This window comes from Streptomyces sp. CS113 (assembly GCF_002188365.1).
Lineage (GTDB): Bacteria > Actinomycetota > Actinomycetes > Streptomycetales > Streptomycetaceae > Streptomyces > Streptomyces tendae.
Map to the genome: position 1 here is coordinate 865,653 of NZ_KZ195574.1, position 26,625 is coordinate 892,277.

The 26,625-nt window shown below is 73.3% G+C and carries 26 protein-coding genes and 1 pseudogene; 14 read left to right on the plus strand and 13 right to left on the minus strand.

Annotated elements, in window-relative coordinates:
- The first annotated feature begins 6 nt into the window (after nucleotides 1-6).
- From B9W62_RS03655 to B9W62_RS03670, 4 genes are all read left to right on the plus strand, one after another.
- Entirely contained in the window at nucleotides 7-1,401 is a 1,395-nt protein-coding gene (locus B9W62_RS03655) for an NAD(P)-binding domain-containing protein (protein WP_087805148.1), read from the plus strand.
- A 69-nt stretch (nucleotides 1,402-1,470) separates the two neighbouring features.
- Nucleotides 1,471-1,929, plus strand: a complete 459-nt coding sequence (locus B9W62_RS03660; protein ID WP_087805150.1) for an ArsI/CadI family heavy metal resistance metalloenzyme — start codon at nucleotides 1,471-1,473, stop codon at nucleotides 1,927-1,929.
- Nucleotides 1,930-1,936: 7 nt separating this feature from the next.
- On the plus strand, nucleotides 1,937-3,160 hold the full coding sequence (locus B9W62_RS03665; protein WP_087805152.1) for an MFS transporter: 1,224 nt from the start codon (nucleotides 1,937-1,939) through the stop codon (nucleotides 3,158-3,160).
- 137 nt (nucleotides 3,161-3,297) lie between these two features.
- Complete coding sequence (locus B9W62_RS03670; protein WP_087811716.1) at nucleotides 3,298-3,660, plus strand: ArsR/SmtB family transcription factor; 363 nt, start codon at nucleotides 3,298-3,300, stop codon at nucleotides 3,658-3,660.
- Between the two features lie 488 nt (nucleotides 3,661-4,148).
- Here the strand turns inward: B9W62_RS03670 and B9W62_RS03675 are convergent, their stop codons facing one another.
- On the minus strand, nucleotides 4,149-5,114 hold the full coding sequence (locus tag B9W62_RS03675; protein ID WP_087805154.1) for a pirin family protein: 966 nt from the start codon (nucleotides 5,112-5,114) through the stop codon (nucleotides 4,149-4,151).
- Nucleotides 5,115-5,260: 146 nt separating this feature from the next.
- On the opposite strand from B9W62_RS03675, the gene B9W62_RS03680 reads away from it, so the two are divergent.
- Together B9W62_RS03680 and B9W62_RS03685 are read left to right on the plus strand one after the other, a co-directional pair.
- A complete protein-coding gene (locus tag B9W62_RS03680; protein WP_087805156.1) occupies nucleotides 5,261-5,608 on the plus strand; it encodes a tetratricopeptide repeat protein in 348 nt (115 codons plus the stop codon).
- Nucleotides 5,609-5,651: 43 nt separating this feature from the next.
- Entirely contained in the window at nucleotides 5,652-6,308 is a 657-nt protein-coding gene (locus B9W62_RS03685) for a peptide deformylase (RefSeq protein ID WP_087805158.1), read from the plus strand.
- A 280-nt stretch (nucleotides 6,309-6,588) separates the two neighbouring features.
- On the opposite strand, the gene B9W62_RS03690 is transcribed toward B9W62_RS03685, so the two are convergent.
- Nucleotides 6,589-8,022: a dihydrolipoyl dehydrogenase family protein gene (locus tag B9W62_RS03690; RefSeq protein ID WP_087805160.1), complete on the minus strand. Its 1,434-nt coding sequence runs from the start codon at nucleotides 8,020-8,022 to the stop codon at nucleotides 6,589-6,591.
- Nucleotides 8,023-8,141: 119 nt separating this feature from the next.
- On the opposite strand from B9W62_RS03690, the gene trxA reads away from it, so the two are divergent.
- Nucleotides 8,142-8,537 (plus strand): thioredoxin, encoded by a 396-nt coding sequence (gene trxA / locus B9W62_RS03695; protein ID WP_087805162.1) that lies wholly within the window; start codon nucleotides 8,142-8,144, stop codon nucleotides 8,535-8,537.
- Nucleotides 8,538-8,556: 19 nt separating this feature from the next.
- Here the strand turns inward: trxA and B9W62_RS03700 are convergent, their stop codons facing one another.
- Both B9W62_RS03700 and B9W62_RS03705 read right to left on the minus strand, forming a co-directional pair.
- Entirely contained in the window at nucleotides 8,557-9,591 is a 1,035-nt protein-coding gene (locus B9W62_RS03700) for a LacI family DNA-binding transcriptional regulator (protein WP_087805163.1), read from the minus strand.
- Between the two features lie 198 nt (nucleotides 9,592-9,789).
- A pseudogene (locus B9W62_RS03705) lies at nucleotides 9,790-10,473 on the minus strand (TetR/AcrR family transcriptional regulator); the annotation flags it as partial.
- Nucleotides 10,474-10,611: 138 nt separating this feature from the next.
- On the opposite strand from B9W62_RS03705, the gene B9W62_RS03710 reads away from it, so the two are divergent.
- Nucleotides 10,612-11,175, plus strand: coding sequence for an NAD(P)H-dependent oxidoreductase (locus tag B9W62_RS03710; RefSeq protein ID WP_087805165.1), 564 nt, complete (start codon nucleotides 10,612-10,614; stop codon nucleotides 11,173-11,175).
- A gap of 146 nt (nucleotides 11,176-11,321) precedes the next feature.
- On the opposite strand, the gene B9W62_RS03715 is transcribed toward B9W62_RS03710, so the two are convergent.
- Nucleotides 11,322-12,227 carry a LysR family transcriptional regulator gene (locus B9W62_RS03715; protein WP_087811717.1) on the minus strand — a complete coding sequence of 302 codons (906 nt, stop codon included), beginning with the start codon at nucleotides 12,225-12,227 and terminating at the stop codon, nucleotides 11,322-11,324.
- 141 nt (nucleotides 12,228-12,368) lie between these two features.
- Here B9W62_RS03715 and B9W62_RS03720 point away from each other — a divergent pair, with 141 nt between their 5' ends.
- Nucleotides 12,369-12,572, plus strand: a complete 204-nt coding sequence (locus B9W62_RS03720; protein WP_087805167.1) for a hypothetical protein — start codon at nucleotides 12,369-12,371, stop codon at nucleotides 12,570-12,572.
- 38 nt (nucleotides 12,573-12,610) lie between these two features.
- On the opposite strand, the gene B9W62_RS03725 is transcribed toward B9W62_RS03720, so the two are convergent.
- Nucleotides 12,611-13,318, minus strand: coding sequence for an SDR family NAD(P)-dependent oxidoreductase (locus B9W62_RS03725; protein WP_087805168.1), 708 nt, complete (start codon nucleotides 13,316-13,318; stop codon nucleotides 12,611-12,613).
- A 103-nt stretch (nucleotides 13,319-13,421) separates the two neighbouring features.
- Between B9W62_RS03725 and B9W62_RS03730 the strand changes: the two genes are divergently transcribed.
- Nucleotides 13,422-14,261: a helix-turn-helix transcriptional regulator gene (locus B9W62_RS03730; protein ID WP_087805170.1), complete on the plus strand. Its 840-nt coding sequence runs from the start codon at nucleotides 13,422-13,424 to the stop codon at nucleotides 14,259-14,261.
- Nucleotides 14,262-14,276: 15 nt separating this feature from the next.
- Here the strand turns inward: B9W62_RS03730 and B9W62_RS03735 are convergent, their stop codons facing one another.
- Nucleotides 14,277-15,227 carry a TerC family protein gene (locus tag B9W62_RS03735; RefSeq protein WP_087805172.1) on the minus strand — a complete coding sequence of 317 codons (951 nt, stop codon included), beginning with the start codon at nucleotides 15,225-15,227 and terminating at the stop codon, nucleotides 14,277-14,279.
- 262 nt (nucleotides 15,228-15,489) lie between these two features.
- On the opposite strand from B9W62_RS03735, the gene B9W62_RS03740 reads away from it, so the two are divergent.
- The gene (locus B9W62_RS03740) at nucleotides 15,490-16,812 is read left to right on the plus strand and encodes a polysaccharide pyruvyl transferase family protein (protein WP_087805174.1); all 1,323 of its coding nucleotides are present in this window, start codon (nucleotides 15,490-15,492) and stop codon (nucleotides 16,810-16,812) included.
- Between the two features lie 14 nt (nucleotides 16,813-16,826).
- Nucleotides 16,827-18,263 carry an FAD-dependent oxidoreductase gene (locus tag B9W62_RS03745; RefSeq protein WP_087805176.1) on the plus strand — a complete coding sequence of 479 codons (1,437 nt, stop codon included), beginning with the start codon at nucleotides 16,827-16,829 and terminating at the stop codon, nucleotides 18,261-18,263.
- A gap of 7 nt (nucleotides 18,264-18,270) precedes the next feature.
- On the opposite strand, the gene B9W62_RS03750 is transcribed toward B9W62_RS03745, so the two are convergent.
- The 5 genes from B9W62_RS03750 to B9W62_RS03770 all read right to left on the minus strand — a co-directional run bounded on the left by B9W62_RS03750 (nucleotide 18,271) and on the right by B9W62_RS03770 (nucleotide 22,765).
- Nucleotides 18,271-19,290, minus strand: a complete 1,020-nt coding sequence (locus B9W62_RS03750; RefSeq protein ID WP_087805178.1) for a sigma-70 family RNA polymerase sigma factor — start codon at nucleotides 19,288-19,290, stop codon at nucleotides 18,271-18,273.
- A gap of 25 nt (nucleotides 19,291-19,315) precedes the next feature.
- Complete coding sequence (locus B9W62_RS03755; protein WP_087805180.1) at nucleotides 19,316-19,570, minus strand: DUF6343 family protein; 255 nt, start codon at nucleotides 19,568-19,570, stop codon at nucleotides 19,316-19,318.
- A 25-nt stretch (nucleotides 19,571-19,595) separates the two neighbouring features.
- Nucleotides 19,596-20,021, minus strand: a complete 426-nt coding sequence (locus B9W62_RS03760) for a CBS domain-containing protein (protein WP_087805181.1) — start codon at nucleotides 20,019-20,021, stop codon at nucleotides 19,596-19,598.
- 87 nt (nucleotides 20,022-20,108) lie between these two features.
- Nucleotides 20,109-20,543, minus strand: a complete 435-nt coding sequence (locus B9W62_RS03765; RefSeq protein WP_087805183.1) for a PPC domain-containing DNA-binding protein — start codon at nucleotides 20,541-20,543, stop codon at nucleotides 20,109-20,111.
- Nucleotides 20,544-20,782: 239 nt separating this feature from the next.
- Complete coding sequence (locus tag B9W62_RS03770) at nucleotides 20,783-22,765, minus strand: AfsR/SARP family transcriptional regulator (protein ID WP_087805185.1); 1,983 nt, start codon at nucleotides 22,763-22,765, stop codon at nucleotides 20,783-20,785.
- A 181-nt stretch (nucleotides 22,766-22,946) separates the two neighbouring features.
- Between B9W62_RS03770 and B9W62_RS03775 the strand changes: the two genes are divergently transcribed.
- Both B9W62_RS03775 and B9W62_RS03780 read left to right on the plus strand, forming a co-directional pair.
- Nucleotides 22,947-23,918: an alpha/beta fold hydrolase gene (locus B9W62_RS03775; protein WP_256976171.1), complete on the plus strand. Its 972-nt coding sequence runs from the start codon at nucleotides 22,947-22,949 to the stop codon at nucleotides 23,916-23,918.
- An 84-nt stretch (nucleotides 23,919-24,002) separates the two neighbouring features.
- Nucleotides 24,003-25,325, plus strand: coding sequence for an MFS transporter (locus B9W62_RS03780; protein ID WP_087805188.1), 1,323 nt, complete (start codon nucleotides 24,003-24,005; stop codon nucleotides 25,323-25,325).
- Between the two features lie 94 nt (nucleotides 25,326-25,419).
- Here the strand turns inward: B9W62_RS03780 and B9W62_RS03785 are convergent, their stop codons facing one another.
- A complete protein-coding gene (locus B9W62_RS03785; RefSeq protein WP_256976172.1) occupies nucleotides 25,420-26,475 on the minus strand; it encodes a hypothetical protein in 1,056 nt (351 codons plus the stop codon).
- Nucleotides 26,476-26,625: the final 150 nt, after the last annotated feature.

Genomic DNA, 26,625 nt, shown 5'->3' on the forward strand with positions numbered 1-26,625 from the left:
GCCGTCGTGAATGCGCCCGCCGTTCCCACCACACCCGTAGTCGTCATCGGCGCCGGACCCATCGGGCTGGCTGCCGCAGCTCATCTGCTGGAACAAGGGCTCCCTCCGCTCGTACTGGAAGCAGGCCCCACCGTCGGCAGCGCCGTCAGCGAGTGGGCCCACGTCCGCCTGTTCTCCACATGGGGCGAGGTCGTGGACCCCACCGCCGAAAAGCTCCTCTCCCGCACCGGGTGGAGCAGGCCCGACAGCAGCACCTACCCCAGCGGCGGCGATTGGGTGCAGCACTATCTGCAGCCGCTTGCCGACACCCTCGGCGACCGGGTCCGCTACGGAGCCCGAGTCACCGGCGTCTCGAAGGCCGGCCGGGACCGCGTCGTGGACGCCGACCGCGACGCACAGCCGTACGTCGTCCAGGTGAAGCACGCGGACGGCCGGGAAGAGAGGATCACCGCCTCCGCAGTGATCGATGCCTCCGGCACCTGGTCCCTGCCCTCCCCCGCCGGCAGCACCGGTCTGCCCGCCCTCGGCGAGCACATGGCCTCCGACCATGTCACCTACCGCGTCCCCGATCTCACGGACCCGGCGGTGCGCGCACGCTACGCGGGAAAGCGCACCGCGGTCATCGGCTCGGGCGCCTCGGCATTCACCGCGCTCGCCTCACTGGCCGAACTCGCGCGATCCCACAACAGCGCGACGACAAAGACGGTATGGGTACTGCGCCGCGGCCTCTCGGGCTCCACCTACGGCGGCGGCGAAGCGGACCAGCTGCCCGCACGCGGTGCCCTCGGTCTGGCAGCGAAGGCCGCCGTCGATGAGGGCCACGCGGAGGCGGTCACGGGCTTTCGCACCGAGGCCGTGGAACGCGGTGCCGAGGGCCGGCTGATCCTCGTCGCGGAGGACGGTCGGCGGCTCCAGGCAGTGGACGAGGTCATCGTCCTGACCGGTTTCCGCCCCGACCTGTCCTTCCTCTCCGAGGTCCGCCTGCGCCTGGACGAACGCCTGGAGGCACCGGTCGAGCTCGCTCCGCTGATCGACCCCAACCAGCACTCGTGCGGCACCGTCTACCCGCACGGCCATCGGGAACTGTCCCACCCGGACTCCGGTGTCTACCTGGTCGGCATGAAGAGCTACGGACGGGCTCCCACGTTCCTGGCGATGACCGGCTACGAGCAGGTCCGCTCCATCGCGGCCGCCCTGGCGGGCGAAACCGAAGCGGCCGACCGCGTCGAGCTGGTCCTGCCGGAAACGGGCGTCTGCGGAGGCTCGGGACTCTTCGACACGGACGACGCCGCCGAGCCCGCCACGGAAGGCTGCTGCTCTCCCTCGGCTCCCCAGTTGGTCCAGTTGTCCACCATCTCCCCCGGACCTGCCACCACACCCGGCAGCAGCAGCAACGCCTGATCGTCCCCACCCGCAGCCGTTGCGGCCGCGGGAAACGCGTACCACTGAACCGGCAGGAGGAATGTCCCCATGTCCCGGATACAACTCGCCCTGCGAGTACCCGACGTGCAGGCAGCCGTCGCCTTCTACAGCAAGCTGTTCGACACCGAGCCGGCCAAGCTCCGTGATGGCTATGCGAACTTCGCGGTCACCGAGCCGCCACTCAAGCTCGTTCTGATCGAGGGAGAAGGAGGCGCGGACACTCGCCTGGACCACCTCGGTGTCGAGGTGGCATCCACCGAGGACGTTGCGGCAGCCACCGCCCGGCTGAACCAGGCCGGGCTGAGCACCCGCGAAGAGAACGACACCACCTGCTGCTACGCCCTGCAGGACAAGGTGTGGGTACACGGCCCCGGCCAGGAGGCGTGGGAGGTGTACGTCGTGAAGGCGGACGCCGACACCCTGGCCAAGCAACCCAGCAGCACCTGTTGCGCGTCCACCGATGCCGTCCAGACCGGGCCGCAGACCACCACAGCCAGTTGTTGCTGACCGGCGCATGAGCTACCGCTCCCCCGCAACCACCGCCCTCGACCGGCCGGCGCGGCCGGGGGCGGCTCTCCCCGCCCTGTGCCTGACCCAGATCACCAGCTGGGGCATCGTCTACTACGCCTTTCCGGTCCTCAACCCACAGATCACCATGGCCACCGGCTGGAGCGCCACCGCAACCACGGCCGCGTTCTCCGCTGCCCTGCTGATGTCGGCTGTTGCGGGCATCAGCATCGGCCGTATCCTCGATGCCCGAGGCCCTCGCACCGTCATGACCGTCGGATCGGTGGTCGGCACAGTCAGCTTGGTCATCATCGCCAGCGCCCCCAACCTGACCCTGTTCACCGCCGGATGGCTACTGGCCGGTTTCGCCATGGCCTCCACCTTCTACCAACCCGCGTTCGCGGCGCTTACCCGCTGGTGGGCCCCCAACCACGTACGTGCGCTGACGATCGTCACTCTTGCCGGCGGCCTGGCATCGACCGTCTTCGCACCACTCACCGCCCAGTTGGCCAACCACTTCAGTTGGCGGCACACCTACCTGCTTCTGGCTCTCGTCCTGGCCACAGTGACGGTGCCCCTACACGCCTATGCCCTGCGCGGCCCATGGCCCCCCGCCCCATCCCCGAGCACAACAGGTGAGACCGCATCTACAGTCGTCATCACGCGTAGCCGTCCCTTCCTTCTTCTGGCAACGGCTCTGACCCTGTCGGCGTTCGCAACGTACGCCGTCGTCATCACCCTCGTCCCCCTGCTGCTCGACCGCGGCTACACCGCTGCCGAAGCCGCCTGGGCCCTGGGGCTGGGCGGAGCCGGCCAGACCCTCGGCCGCACCCTCTACGCCTCACTGGCCCGCCGCAGCTCCCCCGCTCTACGCGCAGCAGTGCTGATCGGCATGGGAGGACTGACCACCGCGGCCTTCGCGCTCATTCCCGGCCCTTACGGGGTTCTTGCGGCGCTGGCCGTAATCGCCGGCACCGTCCGCGGCAACCTGACCCTGCTGCAGGCCACCGCCATCACAGACCGATGGGGCGCCAATCGCTACGGCCGCCTCTCCGGCATCCTCGCCGCCCCCACGACGACCGCCTCCGCACTCGCTCCGTTCGCCGGCACCGCCCTGGCCGCCCCTCTCGGCGGCTACCCCCACCTGTTCGCCGTTCTCGCGTTGACCTCGTCCGCCGCTGCGCTCATCGCCTGGTACACGGCACCAACTACGGCTGCCACAAAGCCATAGCCACCAAGGACCGAAACGGAGGGGCCTGCCCTAGCAGCTGCCCAACATCAGGTGAACTCGCAGTCCGGCCATATTCGATCGTGTCAAGGTGATCACACTGCGTCTATGGTTGACGGGTGACTGTCATAGATCTGCAGATGTCGGATGACGGGTTCTTCGAAGGCGGCTCATGCGGGCCCGGGCTGAACTGCCAGCCCCTGGAGCGATCAGAAGCCGAACAGCTGTCCACGATACTGAGATCCATCGCCGACCCCACCCGCCTGCAATTGTTCCGACTCCTGGAACGGACCCCCGATGGCGAGGCCTGCGTGTGCGATCTGGCCGACAGCCTGGGGCTGCGCCAGTCCACAGTCAGTCACCACTTGAAGATCATGACTGAGGCAGGGCTCCTGGACCGCGAACGGCGCGGTACTTGGGCCTGGTTCTCCGTCAACCACGAAGGACTGCGCCGGATCCGCTCCATCCTGGACCCGGCTCCCCAGGCCACGACAGGGCCGTGATTCACGGATTCTCAGAGGCTCATGTACGCGGTACGACCAGCCGCCGAGAAGCCTGCTACGAGCGCTCCGATATGGCTCTCCTCCAAGAAGGCAGCACCACAAGCCTCACCGTCACAGCCATTGACGCCGCTTGTAGAACCCCCACAATACGATGGGCCAAGCAGCGAGTCCGTGCGGCCGAGCGTGTGCCGGTCACCCACAGGCTCGCTATCCACGCGGTGGTCATCCAGCCACGCTGACGACGCCACCGCGCCCAGAGGTCAGCCACGAAGGCCACCGGAACATGATGACGCGTCAGTAGAGTGAGCAAAGGGTTAGCAAGTGTCCTGCCACAGCCACCCGCAGATGGCCACACCCTCGACAGGCATGGCGCAACACATCGAGCTAACAGCACGCCCTGCCGTCCCTCGCCCGCAAGGTACCCATGAGGGACGACGGAGGACGGCCGGCCGACTGGCCGGCACCAGCTCATCGGCCATTCCCGCAGGTCAGCGTTCCCTTCCGCGCGGCTTCAGTGGCACCGTCGGCAGCGCAGGGGCAGGCAGCGGGACGCCGTCATACCCCTTGACCTCACCGAACCGTGTCCCTTCCATCCAGTCCCGGCGGGCCTGTACGATCTCCTCCTGCGACCGTCCGATCCAGTTCCAGAACATGATCAACTCCTCTTCGAACGGCTCACCGCCCAGGAGCATCAGCCCCGCGTCCGAGTCGGCGCGCAGGGGCAACTCGTCGCGTCCGCAGCCGAGGTAGAGCATCGAGCCCGGCACCAGGGGCACGCCGTCGACGTGGGCCTCGCCGCTCATGGCCAGTACGGCGTACTCGAAGTCCCGTTCCAGCGGCAGGCGTACGTCCGTGCCGCCGGTGAGGGCCAGGTCGGCGCCGACGAGCGGGGTGTACGTGGTGCCGGGTGAGGTGGCGGTGTCCAGGGTGCCGAGGAGCACGGTGGCCGCCAGGCCCGGGGCCGTGACCCTGGGCAGCTCGGCGTGGAACTCGAAGTGCGGGTCGGTGTGGCGGTGAGCGTCCGGGAGGGCCACCCACAGCTGGGCGCCGTGCAGCAGGCGGGCGTGCGGGCGCGGGCTCTCCTCCGAGTGGCTGATCGCGCGGCCCGAGGTCATCAGGCCCAGCTGACGTGGGCGGATGGTTTGCAGGCTGCCGGTGGAGTCGCGGTGGAGCACCTCGCCCTCGTGCAGCCAGCTCACCGTCTGAAGGCCCATGTGCGGGTGCGGCGGCACCTGCATACCGGGCTCGTCGGCGATGTCGTCGGGGCCGTAGTGGTCGACGAAGCACCAGGCGCCGACCATGCGCCGGCCCAGGTTGGGCAGCAGTCGGCGGACCTCGGTGGACTCGCCGAGCTTGACGTTGCGAGGGCTGAGAAGCTCCCGTACGGGGTCCGTCACCACGAAGCCGCGGCCGCCGCACAGGCTGGGAACGGCCTCGCGATCAAGGTTGCTCATACCGACCAACCTAGCCCCGGCCGGCCCTCCGCGTCAGACGGACGGCGGGCCGTCACCGTCGCGGGCTACAGGGCCGCGCACGCACCCCATCAGTAGTGGAATGTTCAACGGTGTGGTGTGGTTGCAGGGGTCGAAGGAGGTCTCGAGTGAACACGACGTACTACGACCACGGAACGCCGGCGGAGCGCTGGGAGCGCGCGCGGATGTTCTTCGACGCCAAGGACTACGCCGCCGCGGCACGCGTCCTGGACGGACTGGTCGCGGAGGTGCCCGAGCAGACCGGCCCGCGGCTGCTGCTGGCGCGTTCCTACTACCACTCGGCGCAACTGCGGCGCGCGGAGGCCGAGCTGCGGCTCCTCGTCGAGCGCGACCCCGTCGAGCAGTACGCCCGGCTGATGCTGGGCCGCACCCTGGAACGGCAGGGGCGGCAGGAGGAGGCCGACGCCCAGCTGCGGATCGCGTCGGCCCTCGCGGGCGACTTCGCCGAGGCCTGAACGGTCACTCGGAGCGTGGCATCCTGGCCCGATGGGAACCGCGATGGGAACTCCGAGTGATCGTGCCCCGCTTGCCGAGCGGGTCGAGGAACTGCTTGCCGTCGACGGCCCGTTGCCGATCGTCGCGGCCGGGGGTCCGGTGCTGCGGCGCGCGGCCGAGCCGTACGACGGGCAGTTGGCGCCCGCGCTCTTCGAGCGGTTCGTCGAGGCACTGCGGCTGACCATGCACGCGGCGCCCGGCGTCGGCCTGGCCGCACCGCAGGTCGGGGTGGGGCTGAGGATCGCGGTGATCGAGGATCCGGCGCCGGTGCCGGACGAGGTGCGAGTGGCGCGTGGGCGGGTGCCGCAGCCCTTCCGGGTGCTGGTGAACCCGTCGTACGAACCGGTCGGCGGCGGGCGGGCCGCGTTCTTCGAGGGCTGTCTGAGCGTGCCGGGCTGGCAGGCGGTGGTGGCGCGCCACGCCGAGGTGCGGCTGCGGGCGCGGGACGAGCACGGGCGGGCGGTGGACGAGGTGTTCGCGGGCTGGCCGGCCCGGATCGTGCAGCACGAGACGGATCACCTCGACGGCACGCTGTACCTGGACCGGGCCGAACTGCGCTCGCTGGCCTCGAACGCCGCGATGGCTGACCTCTGGTCCCAGCCGACGCCGGAGCGGGCGGCGTCGGCACTGGGCTTCGACCTGCCCGGCCCGGCGGCCTGACCAGCCACCGGCCCGGCGCCACCCCTCGGCACCGACCGTACGGGCCGACACCGACACCGACACCGACACCGGCCGCGAGCGCCGTCGGCGCAGAGTGGCGAACTGCCCGGCCGGCGCTCTGATCAGCCACCGGCCCCGACTTCCCGGGCCGACCACCGACCAACGCCCATCTCCGCGACCGACCGTCGCGCCGGCCTCCGAGACCGACCGTCGGCGCCGGCCTCCGGGGCCGGCGACCGGGCCCGGAGGCCTCCGGGCCCGGTCGGTGTGACGGGAAGTGTCAGTTGTCCCGGTAGGCCTCCAGCAGCCTCAGCCACACCTCGCTGATCGTCGGGTACGACGGGACCGCGTGCCACAGGCGGCTGATCGGCACCTGCCCGGCGACGGCGACGGTCGCGGAGTGGATCATCTCGCCGACGCCGGGGCCGACGAAGGTGACACCGCGGACGATCTCGTCCTCCAGGTCGACCACCATGCGGGCGCGGCCCTTGTAGCCGTCGCCGTACAGGCTGGAGCCCGCCACCGCGATGTCGACGTCGACGGCGCGGACGCGGTGGCCCGCCTGCTCGGCCTCGGCCAGGCTCAGGCCGACGGACGCCGCCTCGGGGTCGGTAAAGACCACCTGGGGAACGGCCTCGTGGTCGGCGGTCGCGGTGTGCGCGCCCCACGGGTCGGACTCCAGGCTCGGCACTCCGGAGGCGCGGGCGGCGATGGCGGCGCCCGCGATGCGTGCCTGGTACTTGCCCTGGTGGGTGAGGAGGGCACGGTGGTTGACGTCGCCGACCGCGTAGAGCCAGTCGTGGCCCGCGACCCGGAGGCTGTCGTCGACCTCCAGCCAGGAGCCCGGTTCCAGTCCGACGGTCTCCAGGCCGATGTCGCCGGTGCGGGGCGTCCGGCCGGTGGCGAAGAGGATCTCGTCGGCCTCCAGACGGTCACCGGAGTCGGTGACGGCGACGACGGTGCCGTTCTCGCGGGTGACGGACTCGACGGAGACGCCGGTGCGGAGGTCCACGCCGGCCTCGGTGAGCGCCTCGGCGAGCAGTTCCCCGACGAACGGCTCCATCCGGGGAAGCAGGCCGCCGTGTCCGCGCACCAGCATCGTGACCCGGGAGCCGAGAGCCTGCCAGGCGGTGGCCATCTCGACGGCGACGACTCCGCCGCCGACCACGAGGAGGCGACCGGGCGCGCCCTTGGCGCTGGTGGCCTCGCGGCTGGTCCAGGGGCGTACCTCGGCCAGTCCGGGCAGCGGGGGCAGGGCGGCGGCGCTGCCGGTGCAGACGGCGACCGCGTGCCGGGCGGTCAGGGTCTTGCGGGTGCCGTCGGGGCCGGCCACCTCGACCGTGCGCGGTCCAGCGAGCCGTCCCTGGCCCCGGTACAGGTCGGCGCCGATGCCCTCGACCCACTGGACCTGGCCGTCGTCCTTCCAGTGCGAGGTGAACTCGTCGCGGCGGGAGAGGACGGCCTGCGCGTCGAGGGGGTCCTGGACGGCCTGGGCGAGGCCGGGCAGGCGGCGGGCGTCCGCGCGGGCGAGGACCGGGCGCAGCAGGGCCTTGCTGGGCATGCACGCCCAGTAGGAGCATTCGCCGCCGACCAGTTCGCTCTCCACGATCGCGGTGGACAGCCCGGCCGCGCGGGTGCGGTCGGCGACGTTCTCACCGACGGGGCCCGCGCCGATCACCACGACGTCGTACGTGAGGGAATCCGATTGCGTCATGGGGTCAGTCTGGTGGGTGGTGTGCGGCGTGGCCACATGGGTACGTGCGCGGAATACCCACCAGGTCGGCAGTGTTGTGCCGACGGCTTCTCCCCCGAAACCAGGAAGAGGGATACCTCATGACCAGCACCGTGGAACTCACCAAGGAGAACTTCGACCAGACGGTCACGGAGAACGAGTTCGTGTTGATCGACTTCTGGGCGGAGTGGTGCGGTCCGTGCAAGCAGTTCGGGCCGGTCTACGAGAAGGCGGCGGAGGCCAACCCGGACCTGGTGTTCGGCAAGGTGGACACCGAGGCGCAGCCCGAGCTGGCGCAGGCCTTCGGCATCAGTTCGATCCCGACCCTGATGATCGTGCGGGAGCAGGTGGCCGTGTTCGCACAGCCGGGCGCGCTGCCGGAGGCGGCCCTCACCGACGTGATCGGTCAGGCCCGGAAGCTGGACATGGACGAGGTCCGCAAGGCGGTCGCCGAGCAGCAGGCGCAGGCTGGGCAGAACGGCCAGGAGGGCCAGTAGCACCCGGTCCGGGCGCCGGTCAGCTCGACTCCCGGTGCACCACCGTCGCGCCCAGCACCTTGTGCCGCTCGGGCGCGGCGCCGGGGTCGTGCACCGCCCGGTCGACGAGTGCGGCCAGGTCGCGGCCGGCCGGCAGCTCCAGGTGGACGGTGCTCAGCCTGGGCCGCAGCAGCCGCCCCAGCATCAGGTCGTCGGCGCCGATCAGGGCGGCGTCGCCGGGGATGTCGAGGCCCTCGTCCTGAAGGGCCCGCATCAGCAGCATCGCGTACTCGTCGTTGTACGCGAACACCGCGTCGAGCCCCAGGGGACGCCAGCGCGCCGCGAGGCGGGCGGCGTCCCGTTCCTCGTAGCGCAGGGGCAGCTCGGTGACGGTGGCGTCGGTGCCGGCCACCGCCTGCCGGGCGCCGTCGAGGCGCGGGGCCGAGAAGACGTCCAGGCCGTGTTCCGCGGGCACGACGACGCCGATCCTGCGCCGTCCGCGGTCGTACAGGTGGCGGGTGGCGCCGCGGCCGACGCCCTCCTGGTCGGTGAGCAGGGCGTGTGCTCCCTCGACGGCCTCCGGGCCGAGGGTGACGACCGCCCGGGCGCCGGAGCGCTTGAGGATCTCCACACCCCGCGGGCCCAGGTCGGAACCGGGAGCGAGGACGGCGACCGGGCGCAGCTCGGCCCAGGCCCGGGCGGCCTCGTCGCCGTGGACGCCGACGGTGCCGTACTGCACGACGGTGTAGTCGAGGCGGCCGAGCGCCCACTGGAGTCCGCTGAGGAAGCGGCTGTAGAGCGGGCCTGCGGGGAAGGACGGAGCCGGCATCAGGACCATGCGGCTGTGCCCGGCCCGCAGGGAGCGGGCGGCGGCGTGCGGGACGTAGCCGAGTTCCCGGGCCGCCTCGCGGACGCGGCGGCGGGTGGGTTCGCTGATCCGTACGGCGCCGGTGTTGTTGAGGACGTAGGAGACGGTCGCGCGCGAGACGCCGGCCAGGCGGGCCACGTCGGCGCTCGTGGGCACGGAGCGCGCTGCGGAGGGCTCGGGGGGCGGCGGATTCGGTATCTGCACCATGACGTACGGCATCCTGGCAGAAGCCGGACGCGGCACGGCGGGCGGGGCAACGTGGTCCGGGGCGAACGGAGTTCAGGCCGACGGAGCGGCGGCCGGGGTGTCGTCCGTGGGGTTCGGCGTGTCGGCCCCGAGACTCGGCGTGTCGCCCGCGAGGACCGGCGTGGCGCGCGCGGGGACCGGCGTGTCGGCCTCGGGAGCCGGAGGGTCGGCCTCGGGAGCCGGGGGGTCGGTGCGGGTGAGCCGCGCGACCAGGTCGAGCCAGCCCGCCCGCACCCGTTCGGCGGGCAGCCCGCACTGCTGGGTGAGGTGGTGGATCAGGGCGGCGTCGAGGTAGGCCATCAGGGTGTGCGAGAGGAGTTCGCTGTCGGCGTCCGGCACGGCCTCCCGCATCAGCAGCGCCACGTGATGGCGCAGGAAACGGCGCGGCGGGAAGGTGTGGCGGCGTTCGGCGCTGGGTTCCCCGGCCAGGAGCAGGTCGAGTTCGTCGATGGAGCGGCGCAGCAGCGCGCAGCCGAAGGCCCGCAGCCGCTCGACGGGGGGTGCGCCGGGGCCCAGGGGCGGCGGGCCGCTCAGCAGCGCGGCCTGGAACTTCCGCTCGGAGTGGTCGAGCAGCGCCGCGAGCAGCCCGGTGCGGTCGCCGAAGCGGCGGAAGACGGTGCCCTTGCCCACGCGCGCGGCGGCGGCCACCGCCTCCATGGTGAGGGCGCCCGCGCCGTGCTCGGCGACCAGCCGTTCGGCGGCCTCCAGGAGCCGGGCGCGGTTGCGCGCGGCGTCGGCGCGCAGGCACGGCTCGTCCTCGTCGGTCCCGGTGCCGAGTTGCAGCAGCTCGGGCGGACCGGCGTTCTCCTGGGGCTGCGGGAAGGGCGGCGGAGCGGCGGACATGAAGCCAGCGTAAAGCATCGGGAAGAAAACTGGACCGCGGTCCGCTTGAGATGTTAGAAATTAAACGGACCTCGGTCCGGATCGTTACCGCAGTGTTTCGGCCCGCCCGTCATCACCTGTTCAGCAGTGGGAGTACTCATGTCTGTCCGCATCCTTGCGCTCGTCGGCAGCCTTCGCGCCGGTTCGCACAACCGTCAGCTCGCCGAGGCGGCCGTCAAGTACGCGCCGGAGGGCGCCGAGGTGCAGCTGTTCGAGGGGCTCGCCGACGTCCCCTTCTACAACGAGGACATCGACGTCGAGGGCAGCGTCCCGGCCGCCGCCGCGAAGCTGCGCGAGGCCGCCCAGGGCGCGCAGGCGTTCCTGCTCTTCTCCCCCGAGTACAACGGCACCATTCCGGCCGTCCTGAAGAACGCCATCGACTGGCTGTCCCGCCCCTACGGCGCCGGCGCCTTCACCGGCAAGCCCGTCGCCGTGGTCGGCACCGCCTTCGGCCAGTACGGCGGCGTGTGGGCGCAGGACGAGGCCCGCAAGGCCGTGGGCATCGCCGGCGGCAAGGTGATCGAGGACATCAAGCTGGCCATCCCCGGCTCGGTGACCCGCTTCGCCGAGACCCACCCGGCCGACGACGCCGAGGTCGCCGCCCAGCTGACCGAGGTCGTCGCCCAGCTGCACGGCCACGCGGACGACGCCCTCGCCGCCTGACCGGCGCGAGAGAACGCATTTCGCGGTGGGACCGGGGCTCGGTCGAGCCCCGGTCCCACCGTGTGTCGGGCGTGTCGGATTACCGCCGCGTGTCGGGTCACCGCCGCATTGCACGCCACCGCCGCATGTCGGGTCACCGGCGCATGTCAGGCCACCGCCGCCGCGGCCAGCGTGCGCAGTTCCTCCAGCGCGGCCGCGACCGCCGCACGGCGGTGGCCGCCGCTGCGGGTGCAGGTCAGCAGCTTGCGGTGCGGCCGGTTGACGCAGGGCACCCGGACGATCGGCAGCTCGGGCGTCAGCTGGGCGAGCCGGGGCACCAGGGCGACGCCGAGCCCGTGGGCGACCAGGTGGGCGGTGACGTTCCAGTCCAGCGCGTGGTGGACCACGTCGGGGGTGAAGCCGGCGGCACCGCACGCCGACATCACGTGCGGCCGGCAGGGGCTCTGCGGCACCGGCGCGATCCAGGGCTCGTGCGCCACGTCGGCGAGGTCGGCCCCGTCCCGTCCGGCCAGCGCATGGTCCTCGGGGACAACCAGGTCGAAGGGGTCGTCCAGCAGCGGCCGCTGGTCGAAGCGGGCGTCGGCGGCCGGCGGGTTGGAGGGCGTCGCCTCCACCACCGCCAGATCGCTCTCCCCCTCGAAGAGCAGGTCGAAGCTCTCCGCCACCTCGACCTCCCGGATCCGCACCGACAGCCGGGGGTGCCGCTCCCGCAGCCGCGCCGCCATCGGCGCCAGCAGGACGGAGACGGCCACCGGGAACCCCGTCACCCGCAGCGGCCCGGCGGGGGTCCCCTCCCCCGCGCGCAGATCCAGTTCGGCCTCGTCCCAGCGGGCCTCGATCGCGTCCGCGTGTTCCAGCAGGCTCTCCGCGGCCGCGGTGAGCCGTACCCCGCGCCCCTGCGGCTCCAGCAGGTCGACGTCCAGGTCCCGGGCGAGCTGCCGGATCTGCTGCGAGGCGGCCGAGGGGGTGAAGTGCAGAGCACGGGCCGCCGCGGTGACGGTGCCGTAGTGGGCGACCGCCCGCAGCACGTGCAGCCTGCGCAGATCAATCATGAAGTGCACGCTTCACGGTGGAGTCCGTAAAGTCAACCTGGACGTGAACGGATCCGTGGCCGCACCCTGTCAGTGGCGCCACGGTGGGACCAAGAGCCCACACGAGCATCCCGACGTACCACTGACGCACGAGGAGTCGCCATGCCCAGCACGACCGGTGTCGTCTGCCCGCACTGCGGGTGGCCCGACGGTGCCGAGCCCTTCCAGGTGCTGTCCGCCCACCCCACCGGGGCGGGCGGCACCCTGTGGACCCGGTGCGCCTGCGGTTCGCTCCAGGCCCGCGTCGTCGACGAGCACGGCACCCGGGTGGTCTCGCGCGGCAGGCCCACACCGGCCGGCTGTTAGAGCCCCGCTACCTGCGCGGCGGACGGCCGCCCCCGGCGCTACCAGGGCAGCGGACCCGCCGCGTCGAAGTAGCCCCCGGTGGGTCCGTCCGGGCCCAGCCGCGCCATCCGGACGATGACCTCGGCTCCCTCGGCCACGGTCTGCGTGCCGGTGTTGCCGTTCAGGTCGGTCGCGGTGAAGCCGGGTTCGACCGCGTTGATCCGCATCCCGGGCAACGCCTTCGCGTACTGCACGGTCAGCGCGTTGACCGCGGTCTTCGACGCCGGATAGGCGAGGCCCGGGTAGCCGTACCCGGGGCTGTCCGGTGAGGTCAGTCCGGTCAGCGAGGCCAGCCCGCTGCTCACGTTGACCACGACGGGCGCGGTGGAGCGGCGCAGCAGGGGCAGGAAGGCGTGGGTCACGCGCACCAGCCCGAAGACGTTGGTCTCGAAGACGGTGCGCAGCAGGTCCGCGGTCGTGCCGTCGGCCCCGGTCACGGAGTTGTCCTCGCCGCGCTGCTCGATGCCGGCGTTGTTGACCAGGACGTCGAGGCCGCCGTCGGCCTCGACGGTCCGCACGGCGGCGGCGACGGACGCGTCGTCGGTGACGTCCAGGACGAGCGGGCGGGCGCCCAGTTCCGCGGCGGCGCGGCGGCCGCGCTCGGGGTCGCGGGCGGCGACGTAGACGGTGTGGCCCGCGGCGACGAGGCGGCGGGCCGTCTCGAAGCCGAGGCCCTTGTTGGCTCCGGTGATCAGTGTGGTGGTCATGGGCTCCAGCCTGCGGCGCACCGGTGCGGGCAGCCAGGCGTCCCGTCTTCCTGGGACCACGGGTACCAGGAAGACCCGGCGACCGCGGTGTTCACTGGGGACCATGACGGCTACGGAGTTCGGGCGGGCGTTGCGGCTGCGCAGGGACCGGGTCTCGCCCGAGTCGGCGGGGCTGCCCGCGGGCGGGCACCGGCGGGCGGCGGGGCTGCGGCGCGAGGAGCTGGCCCTGCTGGCCGGTGTCTCCGTCGACTACGTCACCCGCCTCGAACAGGGCCGGGCGGCCAACCCCTCGGCCCAGGTCGTCGAGGCCCTCGTACGGGCGCTGCGGCTGCCGCCCGAGGAGCGCGCGCACCTGTTCCGGCTGGCCGGGCTGGTGCCGCCGGGTCCCGAGACGGTTCCGGCGTACATCCCGCCGAGCGTTCACCGGCTGCTCGACCGGCTGGCCGGCACCCCGGTCGCCGTGTACGACGCGGCGTGGACGCTGCTGCTCGCCAATCCGCCCTACGCGGCGCTGATGGGCGACCCGTCCCGGTGGCGGGGCGCGGAGCGCAACGGGGTGTGGCGCAACTTCGTCGGGCCGGGCAGCCGGGCCCGGTACACGCCCGAGGAGCGCCGGGCCTTCGAGGCGGCCCTCGTCGCGGACCTGCGCGCCACCACCGCCCGCTATCCCGCCGACCGCCCGCTCGCCCGGCTGGTCGCGGAACTGCGCGCCCGCAGCGAGCGGTTCGCCGAGCTGTGGCGGGCGGACGCGGTAGGCCGGCACGAGGCGGCCCGCAAGATCGTCGACCATCCGCGGGTGGGGGCCCTCACCCTGGACTGCGACGTGCTCGGTGTGGCGGGCAGCGATCTGCGGATCATGGTCTACACGGCCGAGCCGGGCACCGCGGACGCGGAGCGGCTGGCCCTGCTCACGGTCCTGGGCACCCAGGAGCTGGTGGAGTAGCCCACACCGTGGGCGTCAGGCCCGCTCCTGCCGCCTCGTGACCCACAGGCTGCTCGCCGTGGTGACCGCGAGGACCAGCACGATGAACCCGAGCGAGAACGGGATGCCGATCTCGGGCACGTGGACGCCGGACTCGTGCAGGGCGTGCAGCACCAGCTTGACGCCGATGAAACCGAGGATGACGGACAGGCCGTAGGACAGGTGCACCAGCCTCTTCAGCAGGCCGCCGATGAGGAAGTACAGCTGGCGCAGGCCCATCAGGGCGAACGCGTTGGCCGTGAAGACGATGTACGGGTCCTGGGTCAGTCCGTAGATGGCGGGGATGGAGTCCAGGGCGAACAGGATGTCGGTGAACCCGATGGCGAGCATCACGACCAGCATCGGGGTCATCACCCGCCTGCCGTTCTCCTCCACCCACAGCCGGGTGCCGTGGTACCGGTCGGCGACGCCGAAGCGGCGCTCGATCGACCTCAGCAGCTTGTTCTCCTCGTACTCCTGCTCGTGCTCGTCCTTGCGGGCGTCCTGGATGAGCTTCCAGGCGGTCCAGATCAGGAAGGCGCCGAAGAGGTAGAACACCCAGGAGAAGGCGGAGATGATCGCCGCGCCCGCCGCGATGAACGCCGCGCGCAGCACCAGGGCCACCAGCACGCCGACCATCAGCACCCGCTGCTGGTACTGCGAGGGCACCGCGAACTTCGCCATGATCAGGACGAAGACGAAGAGGTTGTCCACGCTGAGGGACTTCTCGGTGAGGTACCCCGCGAAGAACTCGCCGCCGGGTCCGCCGCCGCCGAACACGAGCAGCCCCACGCCGAACAGACAGGCCAGGGCCACCCAGACGGCCGTCCAGATACCGGCCTCCCGGATGGACACGTCGTGCGGTTTGCGCCCGATGAAGAAATCGGCGGCGACGAGGACGCACAGACCCGCGACGGTCAGCAGCCAGACGCTGAGAGAGACGTTCACCGGTGCTCCTGGTCGGGTCGGGTACGGGTGGTTCGTGGTCGGGGCTCTCGGTCGTGGCCCTTGGTCACGGCTCTCGGCCAGGGCTCTTGGTCAGGGCTCTTGGTCAGGGCTCTTGGTCAGGGCTCTTGGTCAGGGCTCTTGGTCAGCATGTTCTTCGGTCAGGGTGTTTCCGGGATGCGGCGCAGGCAACCCGGCACCGTGCGCGGCCCCACGCACCGAGACCGGCGCGCACCGGCCGATTCCGACGTCACGGGAGCCCCGGATGAACCTTCGGCCCTCGCATCCGCACCCCGCCAGCCGGGGCCCGCGCATCGGCGTGCTGGGCTCCTACGGCGGCTTCAACATCGGCGACGAGGCGATCCTGACCTGCGTCCTGAGCTGTCTGCGCGCCCGGCGGCCGGACGCGCACCTCGTCGTCCTGAGCCGGAACGCGGAGCACACCCGCGCCCACCACCCCGACGCCGACGAGGTGGTGCCGTGGGAGGGCGTCAGCCGCAATCACGTCCTCGACGTGCTGCCCGGCCTGGACCTCCTGGTGCTGGGCGGCGGCGGCATCCTCTACGACGGCGAGGCGCGGCGCTATCTGCGGCTGGTGCGCGCCGCGCAGACCCGGCACGTGCCCACCTTCGCCTACGCCGTCGGCGCCGGGCCGCTGACGGACGCCGAGGACCGGGACGCGGTGCGCACGGTGCTGGCCGAGATGGACGACGTCGTGGTGCGGGACGAGGAGTCGCGGCTGGTGCTGGAGGAGGTCGGCCTGGAGCGGGAGGTCGCGGTGACCGCCGACCCGGCGCTGCTGCTGGCGCCGGAGCCGTTCACCGAGGCGATGATGCGCGACGAGGGCATCCCGTCCGGGGCCCGGCTGGTGGGGATGTCGGTGCGCGAGCCGGGCCGGGCCGCCGAGAAGCTCGACGAGGGCGACTACCACGCGCTGCTCGCCGACGTCGCGGACTTCCTGGTCCGCCGGCTGGACGCGCGCGTGGTGTTTCTGCCGATGGAACGGCACGACGTACGGCACGCGCACGCCGTGCTGTCCCACATGACGGCCCCGGACCAGGGCCGCATCCTGCACGGCGACTACAGCCCGGGGCAGGTCCTCGGCTTCATGCGCCACCTGGATGTGGCCGTGGGCATGCGCCTGCACTTCGTGATCTTCGCCGCGCTCACCGGCGTACCGGTGCTGCCGCTGCCGTACTCCGGCAAGGTCTTCGACTTCGCGCGGCGGCTGGGCGCCCCAGCGCTGGTGGGGGTGGCGCGGGAGCAGGCGGGGCTGCTGCTGGCGGAGGTCGACCGGCTCTGGGACGAGTATCCGCAGCGCCGGGACGACCTGCGGGCCCGGATGGGCGAGCTGTCCGCGTCGGCGCGGGAGACCTGCGAGCGGTGCGGGTCCCTGCTCGACGAGGTCGGTGCCGCCCGCGGATCGGGCGACGCCCCCGCGGCGGGACCGGGAGACGCCCCCGCGGCGGGACCGGAGCCGGCCGACGAGCGGCCCACCGGTGACGGGCACGCCGATGACGGGCCCACCGGCCACCGGCCCGGCGGTGACGGGCCGTACCTCACCGAGCCTCGGCCGCTGAACGCCTGACCCGGAGGTGAGCGATGCCGATCCTGGAAGAGCCCCGCGAGTCCCGCACCGTCACTCTGCCGCCCCGGCCCGCCCGGCACGGGGGCCGCTGCGACGTCCTGGTGGTGGGCGGCGGCCCCGCCGGGTTCGCGGCCGCGGTCGGCGCGGCCGACGCCGGCGCCGACACCGTCCTGGTGGAGCGGTACGGCTTCCTCGGCGGCAACGCGACCGTGGCGCTGGTGATGCCGCTGATGTCGTTCCACAACGAGCACAAGCAGGCCGCGTTCACCGAGGCCGGGGACACCTCGCGGCTGCTGCCCACCGACCACGGCGAGGGCGAGCCGGTGGTCGCGGGCGTCCTGTGGCAGTTGCTCGACCGGCTGACGGGACGCGGCGGCTGTCTGCCGCCCTCTCCGAAGACCGGGTACACGGTCCCCTTCGATCCGGAGCTGTTCAAGCTCTCCCTGCTGGAGATGATGGACGAGTCGGGGGTGCGGATGCTGTTCCACTCCTTCGCCTCCGGGGCGCTGCCGCTGGACGACGGTGCGGGCTGGCGGGTGGTGTTCGAGACCAAGTCGGGGCCGGTGGTGATCGACGCGGGGGTGGTCGTGGACGGCACGGGCGACGGCGACGTGGCGTCGGCCTGCGGGGCGCCGTACGAGATCGGGCGGCCTGAGGACGGTCTGGTGCAGCCGATGACGCTGATGTTCCGGGTCGCCGACTTCGCCCGGCCGGACTTCGCCGCGTACGTGCGCGAGCACCCCGACCAGTGGCGGGGCGTGCACGGGCTGTGGGACCTGATCGAGGAGGCCCGGGCGGGCGGTGAACTGCGGCTGCCGCGCGAGGACATCCTCTTCTTCGCGACCCCGCACCCGCGCGAGGTCGCCGTGAACAGCACCCGGGTCAACCGGGTCCTCGGCACCAGCGTCTGGGACCTCACCCGCGCCGAGTACACGGCCCGGCACCAGCTGGCCCAGATCGACCGCTTCCTGCGCACCCGCGTGCCCGGTTTCGAGGAGTCATACGTGGTGCAGAGCGGCACCCACATCGGGGTGCGGGAGAGCCGGCGGGTGCTCGGCGACTACCAGCTGACCGGTCACGACATCCTGGCGGCGCGCGCCTTCCCGGACGTGATCGCGCACGGTGCCTATCCGGTCGACATCCACAATCCGCGCGGTTCCGGCACCGTCCTCAAGCGGGTGCCGCGGGGCAGCTTCTACGACATCCCGCTGCGCTGTCTGCTGCCCCGGGGCACCGACCGGCTGCTGGTGGCGGGCCGTTGCATCTCCGGGACGCATGTGGCGCACTCGTCGTACCGGGTGATGCCCATCGCCATGGCGACCGGGCACGCGGCCGGGGTGTGCGCGGCGCTGACCGTCCGGCACGGGCGCGGACCGCGTGGTCTGCCCTACCGGCTGGTCCAGCGCGAACTGCTCCGGCAGGGGGCGAGGCTGCGGACGCAGCCGCAATAGGTCCGGGTCAGCTCGCCCAGTCGAGGAGGCGCTCCCGGTGCTCGGGGGCGCGCAGGTGGGCGAGGGACTCCTTCTCCAGCTGGCGGACGCGTTCGCGGGTGAGGCCCACGTGCTGGGCGACCTGTTGCAGGGTGCGCGGGCGGCCGTCGTGCAGGCCGTAGCGCAGGCTGAGGATCAGGGACTCGCGGGGTGCGAGGGTGCCGACGGCCTCCCGCAGTTCCGCCGCGAGCGCCTGGAACTCGGCGACCTCCGGGGCGCGCAGCACCTCCGTGTCGGGGATGAGGTCGCCGACGACGGTGTCGCCGGTCTCGTCCACGGGGGTGTCCAGGCTGACCGCGTCCCGTCCGACGCGGCGCAGCCAGACGACCTTGTCCACGTCGATGCCGCTCTCGGCGGCGACCTCCTCGGTGGTCGGCTCGCGGTCGAGGCCCGCGCGTAGCTTGCGTTCCACCTTGGCGAGCTTCTGCAACTGCTCCACGACGTGGACCGGCAGCCGTACCGTGCGGGCGTGAGTGGCCAGGCCCCGTTCGATGGCCTGGCGGATCCACCAGGTGGCGTACGTGGAGAACTTGAAGCCCTTGGTGTGGTCGAACTTCTCCACGGCCCGGATCAGTCCGAGGTTGCCCTCCTGGATGACGTCGAGGAGGGGCAGCCCGCGGTGGGCGTGGCGCTTGGCCATCGACACCACCAGCCGCAGGTTGGCCCGCACCATGTGGTCCTTGGCCTCCTGCCCGTCGTGGACGGCCTCCTCCAGCGTGCGGCGCCGCGCGGGCGTGGGCGCGGGCTCGCCGGTGTCGGCCGCCTCCAGTTCCTCCCTGGCCCGTACCCCCGCCTCGATGCGGGTGGCGAGCCGCACTTCGTCCTCGGCGGTCAGCAGGGGCGTGGCGCCGATCTGGGTCAGGTACTGGCCGAGCAGATCGGGTTCCTCGTCGGGTTCCGGGATCCGGCTGCGCAGCCGTGCGGTGCGGGTGGTGGCGCGGCGGTCCTGCGGGGTGCGTGCCGCGGGTGTGCGTGCCGTGGGCGCCATGTCGTCTCCTCCGTCCCCTTCCGGATCACCGGGTCCTGGTCCCGCGTGCGCTTCTCAGCCGGCGGATCACCACCAGCAGGTCGGCCGCCGCCAGCAGGGCCAACGCCCCGCACACGACGGCGATGACCACGAGGGTGCCGCGGCCCGGGCTGTCGCCGGCGCCGGTGTCGGCGGCCCACACGCCGAAGAACACGGTCCCGGCGAGGAACAGCGGCACGAAGAGCGCCGACAGCAGCAGCCTCAGCCGCAGCGCGCTCCGCGCGTGGAGCGGTTCGCTCATGCCGTTCCTCCCCGGTGGTGGGGTGTCAGTGGCCGGGTGCGGCCCGGCTGATGTCCGCGAGCGCGGAGTGCGGGTCGTCGCCGACGGCGAGGTCGCCGAGGGTGACCACGCCGACCGGGACGCCGCCGTGCTCGACGACCGGGAGCCGGCGCACCGCGTGGTGGCGCATCAGCTCGGCGGCGTGGTCGGTGGTGTCGTCGGGTTCGAGGGTGACGACGGGCGGGGGTGTGCACACCGCGCCGACCGTGGTGGCGTCGGGGTCCCGGCCCGCGGCGACGCCGCGGAGCACGATGTCACGGTCGGTGAGGACACCGAACAGGTCGCAGTCGTAGGTCACCAGGACGTCGCCGACGTCCTCCTCGCGCATGAGCCGGGCCGCCCGCGCCACCGTCGTCATGGGTTCGACGGCCACCGCCGCCGGTGACATCACGTCTCGGATGCGCCGTGTCATGTCGCGCCTCCCTGGGTGTCGGTACGGGATCGTCCGCGGCCCGCGTAGCCCGCACCGGGGCCGGTAAACCGGGTCGCGGCGACCGGCTCAGCCCAGGTCGATCAGGGCCAGGCCGATGTCGGGACGGTGGGTCCTGGCCAGCTCCACCGGGCTGTCCCGGACGACGACCTCCAGCGTCGGCCAGACCCGGCCGGACAGCAGGTGGCCGCCGCGGGTGGAGCCGTCGGACAGGCCCAGTACGGCGTGCAGGTGCGGGGTGGGGCCGTCGTCGGCGACGGCGATGTCCCCGATGAGGGACAGCACCTCGCACTGCTCCGGGACCGGGATGCGCCGGTAGTCCTTGGCCTGCCGGTCGAACCAGCCGACGACCGCCTCGGAGAAGGCGCCGACCGCGGTCACCTGGGAGGCACCCAGCGACCGGTCACGGGCGAAGGCGGTCAGCTCGGCGACCGCGTCCTCGCCCGGGTCGAGCACCGCCACGTACACCGCGGAGGGACCGCCCTGGACCTGCTGCCACTTCATGGCCTGCCGGGTACCCGGCAGGGGCCGGGGCAACCCCGGGCGGCGTACGCAGGGGGTTGCGCCGGCCGGCGTACGCCCGGCGATCGGCGCCCCGGCCGAGGCCGGCACCGCCCGCCCGTGACGACGACGGTCCCGCCGCACCGCCGTCCCGCCGCACCGCCGCGTCGCCGTACCACCGCACCGCCGCACCGCCGCGTCGCCGTCACGTCGCACCTCGCCGTCACGGCTCCTCCTCGCCGTCACGTCTCCCGTGCGCGGCGGATCGCGTCGAGCCAGCCGTCGACCGGTCCGAAGGTGAGCAGTCCGCTGCCGGCGCCCGCGAGTTCACCGGACGCGGGCAGCAGCCTGTCGTACGTCCGCCGCAGGGCCGGGCGGTCGCCGAGGCGGAGGGCGAGCGCGGCCTCGGCGCAGCACAGGGCCTCGTACAGGAGGTCGGGCGGCGGTTCGGGCAGGGCCCGCAGGGCGTTCCCGGCCTCGGTGTCGCGGCCCTCGGCCAGCAGCGCGAAGGGCTCGGCCCAGGGTCGGTACGGCCCCCAGTCCGCGCTCGGGTCCACCTCCGCGGGTCTGCCGTGGGCCAGGCGCAGGCCGAGCAGCGCGAGCGGCAGCAGCCCGCGTTCCAGGCCCGGCATCCCCGCGCCGTCGAGGCGTCCGGCGGCCGACCGGTAGGCGGCCTCGGCACGGTCGTGGGAGCCGGTGGCGGAGTCGGCCGAGGCGGCCTGCCGCAGGGCCAGGTACCAGGCGGTGAAGACGGCCACGAGGGGCCGTTCGTGGCGTTCGGCGAGGCGGTCCACGGCCGCGGCGTGTGCGTCGGCGGCGGGGAGGTCGGCGAGGGCCGAGCGGGCCTGGAGCCGGACCAGGTGGCCGAGGATCTCGTAGTTGACCAGGCCGTGCCGGGTACCGAGCGCGACGAGTTCGGCGCCGATCGCGTCGCGGCGGGGCGCCAGGCCGGCGCGGGTGCAGGACTGCATGAAGACGCCGTTGAGGGCGAACGCGAGCTGCGCGGGGTCGTCCAGGCGGCGGGCGATCCGCTCGGCCTCGGCGGCCGCCAGCGGGCCTCGCGGGGTCCGCACCCCCCGCGACTCCAGAGCGACGGTGGCCAGCAGGCGGCAGCGTGCCGTGTCGGTGGCGGGGTCCTCCGGCAGGGCGCGCAGGGTGCGTTCGGCCGCGGTGACGATGCTCCGGGCCAGGTCGGGGTCGTCGCTGCGGGTCCAGTTGGCGGGGACGTCGTAGGCGCCGATCACCCGGGCCGTCAGTTCGGCGTCGCCCGTCTCCTCCGCCGCCCGGATCGCTGTCATCCGGTGCTCCCGGGCGGCCTCCAGGCCACCGCCGCCGGTGACCGCGAGGCTCCGCAGCAGGCCCACGGTGGATTCCAGGCGGGCCCGGGAGCCCGCGGCGACCGTGCGGTCGTACGCCTCGGTCGCCCGGGCCCACAGCCGGGCCGCCGGGTCCGCCGGTTCGCCGGGCGGGTCCAGGTCCGGGTCCTGGGCGAGGATGCCGGCCTCCAGGCGCCGCAGCCGCGGGCCGGGGTCGATGCCCAGCCGTCCGGCCAGCAGGGCGCGGGCCCGGCGCAGCACGGCGAGGGCGTCCGCCTGCCGTCCGGTCCGGTACAGGGCGAGCGCGAGCAGGCGCCAGGACTCCTCGCGCCAGGGGTGCTCGGTGAGGTGCGCGTCCAGGTCGGGGACCGCCTCGGCGGCACGGCCGAGTTCCACGAGCAGCTCCGCGCGGCGTTCGACGGCGCGCAGCCGCAGCTCGGTGAGCCGGGAGCGTTCCCCGCGGGCCCAGTCCTCCGTGCCGAACTCGGCGTAGGCGGGTCCTCGCCACTCCCCCAGGGCCGCCCGCAGCCGGTCGGGAGCCTGCGCGGCCGGCAGTCGGTCCGCCTCGGCGACGGCGGCCTCGAAGCGCCACGCGTCCACCGTGTCCGGCGCCGTGCGCAGGGCGTATCCCGGGCCCTCGGTGACGAGCAGCCGGGCGGGGGCGCGCGGCGGGCGGTCGGGTTCCAGGGCGCGGCGCAGGTCCCCGACGAAGGTGCGCACCGCTCCCACGGCCCGGGGCGGCGGTGTGTCCCAGAGGTCCTCGACCAGGCGGGCGACCGGGACGATCCGCCGCCGCGCCAGGATGAGCCGGGCGAGCACGGCCCGGTGCCGGGGGCCCTTGAGGGCGAGCACCTGCGGGCCGCGCGCGGCCGTGACCGCTCCGAGTACGCCGAACGTGGCCGCTTCCATGGTCCGTGTCCCGTCCGCTCCCGATCCGCCACCGCTCGTGCGGTCACCACGGTACGCGTGCGGGGCGGTCCTCGACCGCTTGCTGATCGGTTGCTGATTCGCGGGCGGCAGCCTCGAAGGCGTCACCGGGACGCGTGACGCGAGCAGGAACAAGCAGGAACAGAAAGGGCCACCGACCACCATGACCAGCACGACCCGCACGACCGCCAAGACCCCCACGACCACCACGGCCACCACGGCCACCACGGCCACCACGGCCACCACGGCCACCACGACCGAACCGGCCATCCCCGGCTTCACCTACGACCGTGTGACGGTCGCCGACGGCATCGGCCTGCACGTGGCCGTCGGCGGCATGGGCAGCCCGGTCGTGCTGCTGCACGGCTTTCCCCAGACCCATCTGATGTGGCGGCACGTCGCCGCCGACCTGGCGGCCGACCACACGGTCATCTGCCCCGACCTGCGCGGCTACGGCGCCAGCGACAAGCCCGCCGACCCGGACGGCACCGCGTACGCCAAACGGGCCATGGCCGCCGACGTGGTCGCCCTGGCCCGGGAGCTGGGGCACGATCGCTTCGCGCTGGCCGGCCACGACCGGGGCGCGCTGGTCGCGGTGCGCGCCGGGCTCGACCACCCCGAGGCGGTGACGCACCTGGCGGCTCTCGACGTGCTGCCGACGCTGGACATGTGGGACGTCCTGCACGGCACGACGGCGGCGGTGGGCTTCCACCTGTATCTGATGGCGCAGCCGCCGGGGCTGCCGGAGCAGCTGATCGGCGCCGCGCCGGACGCGTTCTTCGGTCACTTCCTCGACGTCTGGACCCGGGACCCGGACGCCCTGCCCGCCGATGTCCGCGCCGCCTACCTGAAGGCGTCCCGCGAGGCGGTGCCCTCCATCGTGGCCGACTACCGGGCCTCGGCCGGTATCGACGTCGACCACGACCGGGCGGACCGGGAGCTCGGCAACCGGCTGCGGATGCCGGTGACCGTGCTCCAACAGGACTGGGGCGCCGCCCTCGGCTACGACGCCGCCGAGCTGTGGCGGGCGTGGGCCCCGGACCTGCGCCACGAGACCGTCGGCTGCGGCCACTTCATGGCGGAGGAGGCGCCGGGTGAGGTCGCCGGGGCGCTGCGCGGGCTGCTGGCCCGGTAGGCCACATCGGCGCATGCCCGCACAACGATCGGTTGTACCTGCCGCCCGGCCGGTTGTTTGATCCGTCCGGCCCGGCTCGCTTGGATGTCCGGCGTGACGGAGTCGGGTGTGGTCGAGTCGGACGTGGTGCGGGGCAGGTCGTTGGGGCGGCGGTTCGCATGGTTGTGGGCGGCGTACGCGGTCAGCACGTTCGGCACGCGGCTCGCCTTCGACGCCTTTCCGTTGATCGCGGTCATGGTGCTGGACGCCGGGCCGGCGCGGGTGGCGGCACTCGCGGCGGCCGGTCTCGCGGTGGGCGCGGTGGTGGCCGTGCCGCTCGGGCCGTGGGTGGAGTTCCGGCGCAAGCGGCCGGTGATGGTCGCGATGGACCTGGTCCGGTGCGCGGTGCTGCTGAGCGTGCCGCTCGCGTACGCCTTCGGCCGGCTCGGCTTCACCCAGCTGCTGGTCGTCTCGGTCGTGGTCGCCGCGGCCGACATCACCTTCAGGACTGCCGCGGGTTCCTGTCTCAAGGCGCTGGTGCGACCGCCGGACCTGCTGCGGGCCAACGGCCGGTTCGAGTCGACGACCTGGACCGCGGCGATGCTCGGGCCCCCGGTCGGCGGGGCCGCGGTCGGGCTCTTCGGGCCGGTGGTGACGGTGGCCGCGGACGCCGTCAGCTATCTCCTCTCGGCGCTGGGCATCCGCGCGATCGGGGGCGGGGAGCCACGCCCGCCGGGCCCGCCACGCCCTCCGCGCACGGAAGCGAGCCGGTTGCGCGCCGGTGACCTGCTGGACGGCTGGCGGTACGTGCTCGCCTCACCGGCCCTGCGTCCGCTGTTCCTCAACACGGTGCTGGTCAACGGGCTGATCATGGCGACGGCACCGCTGCTGGCCGTGCTCATGCTGGGCGATCTCGGTTTCGCGCCCTGGCAGTACTCGCTCGCCTTCGCCGTGCCGTGCGTCGGCGGGCTGGTGGGCTCGCGGCTGGCCGGGCCGCTCGTGGCGCGCTTCGGGGAGCACCGGGTGCTGGTCACCAGTGGCGTGCTGCGCGTGTGCTGGCCTGTCGGGCTGACCTTCGTGGGTCCGGGGACCGGGGGGCTCGTCCTGGTGATGGTCGTCGAGTTCGGGCTGATCACGTCCGTGGGCGTGTACAACCCGGTGTACGCCACCCGCCGACTGGAGTTGACGCCCGCGGACCGGGTGGCGCGCACCCTGTCGGCCTGGACGGTCAGCGGCAAGCTGACGACCGCGGCCCTGACCGCGGTGTGGGGCCTGCTGGCCGGCCTGACCGGGACGCGTACGGCGGTCGCGCTCGCGGGCGCGCTGCTCCTGGCAACCCCGCTGCTACTGCCACGACGCACCGGCACACCAACCGCCGCCCCGGCCCCGCCGACCCCCGACCCGGCCCCGTCGGTCACCGACAGCTGAGGCCCAACCGCCACGCACACCCCAGCAGGACACCCTCCCGCTCCGGTCCTGGTCCCGCCCCGCCGGACGCAACAGCCCCTCGGCCGCCCGCCCCTCAAGCCCGCGGCGGTGTCTCCGGGCCCAGGTCGGGGAAGCGTCGGCGAGCCTCCGCGAACAGGGCCGGGTAGGCGGTGCCGTGGGCGACCGCGGCGGCGAAGAGGGCGCCGAGCGCGGCACGCAGCGGGTCCGGGTCGGCGGCGGCGCGCAGGGCGGGCAGGGCCAGGGCCCGGCACAGCGGGGCACCGTGGCTCACCGCGCCGGGCGGGTCCGGCGCGGTGAGGGCGGTGCGGTCGTCGGTGAAGAAGCGGTCCCAGGTCCGCCGGGGGTCGTCGAAGGGGGCCGGCAGCGGCTCCCCGCGCTCCAAGGCGGTCAGCGCGGCCGCGATCCAGTCGACGCCGTCCAGTCCGGCGGCGGTGAAGGCGCGGCGGGCGGCCCAGCGGGCCAGGCCGCGCTGGGTGGCCGGGCACACCGCGTCGACGGCGTCGAGCAGGTCCCGGTCCAGCGGGACGAGCCCGCGTGCGTCGGCGCCGGCCTCCCGTACGCGCCGGCTGGGCAGCCGTCCGCCCCAGGACCGGATCTCGGCGAGCTCCCGCTCGCTCCGCTCCCCCGGGACGGACGGCTCCAGGGCACGTGCGCAGTGGTGCCGGCGTGCGGCGCTGCGTGAGGTCTGCCGGACGACCCGGTCCGCGCTGGGCGGGGCCGGCCAGAATTGCAGCAGGTACTGGCCGACCGGCGCCGCGCCCGGGGCCGTGGCGGACGCGGCCCCCGCACCGCCGTCCGTGCCGCGCCCGCAGTAGCGCACCCGGTGGTGGGCGGGAGGCAGGGCCACCTCGCACAGCGCGCCCTGGCCGCAGGGCAGGACGGCGGTCGAGGCGGTCAGCGGCCGGAAGGACGCCTCCACCACGTCCTCCCAGCGGTCCTCGAGGGGCGGCGCGGCGCCGTGCACCTCGACGGTCAGCGCGGCTCTTCCGCTGCTGAGGCCCGTGCACAGGAAGAGGCAGCCCGGGACGGCCGCGCCGCACAGACCGTTGGTCTGTCCGGCGCAGGCCTCCGACGGCGCCGGCCCCCGCGGCTCCCGGCGGCTGTCCACGTGGAACCGCCCGTGGGCCACTGGAAGTTCACCTCTGTACACCGTCCGCATCCGCACGGCCAGTCCCCCCTCGCATCCGGCACTTCGAGGCCACCAGTATGCAAAGGGGGTCTGACAGTGAGGGTGTACGCGGCATCGCTGGGGGTCTGACTCTGGGTCTGACTTGCGCTT